7 tRNA genes are annotated in these 703 nt (G+C 52.3%); all 7 read left to right on the plus strand.

The features are described 5' to 3' along the window. The first annotated feature begins 64 nt into the window (after positions 1-64). A tRNA-Thr gene (locus HMPREF2881_RS00760) sits at positions 65-140 on the plus strand. 5 nt (positions 141-145) lie between these two features. Beyond that, a tRNA-Lys gene (locus HMPREF2881_RS00765) sits at positions 146-218 on the plus strand. 9 nt (positions 219-227) lie between these two features. After that, positions 228-309, plus strand: a tRNA-Leu gene (locus tag HMPREF2881_RS00770). A gap of 3 nt (positions 310-312) precedes the next feature. Continuing rightward, positions 313-387: transfer RNA gene (locus HMPREF2881_RS00775), tRNA-Gly, on the plus strand. Positions 388-394: 7 nt separating this feature from the next. Beyond that, positions 395-480 (plus strand) — tRNA-Leu (locus tag HMPREF2881_RS00780). Between the two features lie 13 nt (positions 481-493). Next, a tRNA-Arg gene (locus HMPREF2881_RS00785) sits at positions 494-567 on the plus strand. 8 nt (positions 568-575) lie between these two features. After that, positions 576-649 (plus strand) — tRNA-Pro (locus HMPREF2881_RS00790). Positions 650-703 lie beyond the last annotated feature (54 nt).

Genomic DNA, 703 nt, shown 5'->3' on the forward strand with positions numbered 1-703 from the left:
CATCTGCCTTACAAGCAGAGGGTCGGCGGTTCGATCCCGTCATTCTCCACCATTCAATTTAATAGCCGGCCTAGCTCAATTGGTAGAGCAACTGACTTGTAATCAGTAGGTTGGGGGTTCAAGTCCTCTGGCCGGCACCATCTTTGAGCCATTAGCTCAGTTGGTAGAGCATCTGACTTTTAATCAGAGGGTCAGAGGTTCGAATCCTCTATGGCTCACATGTATACGCGGGTGTGGCGGAATTGGCAGACGCACTAGACTTAGGATCTAGCGCCTTACGGCGTGGGGGTTCGACTCCCTTCACCCGCATATGCGGAAGTAGTTCAGTGGTAGAACACCACCTTGCCAAGGTGGGGGTCGCGGGTTCGAATCCCGTCTTCCGCTCCATTATTTTGCCGGGGTGGCGGAACTGGCAGACGCACAGGACTTAAAATCCTGCGGTGAGAGATCACCGTACCGGTTCGATTCCGGTCCTCGGCATTATTATTATTTTGCGCCCGTAGCTCAATTGGATAGAGCGTTTGACTACGGATCAAAAGGTTATGGGTTCGACTCCTATCGGGCGCGTTCTCTTACGGGAAGTAGCTCAGCTTGGTAGAGCACTTGGTTTGGGACCAAGGGGTCGCAGGTTCGAATCCTGTCTTCCCGATAGGAAATTTTAAAATTTATTATGGGGGCTTAGCTCAGCTGGGAGAGCGCCTGC

The organism is Staphylococcus sp. HMSC057A08 (assembly GCF_001812925.1).
Classification (GTDB): domain Bacteria; phylum Bacillota; class Bacilli; order Staphylococcales; family Staphylococcaceae; genus Staphylococcus; species Staphylococcus hominis.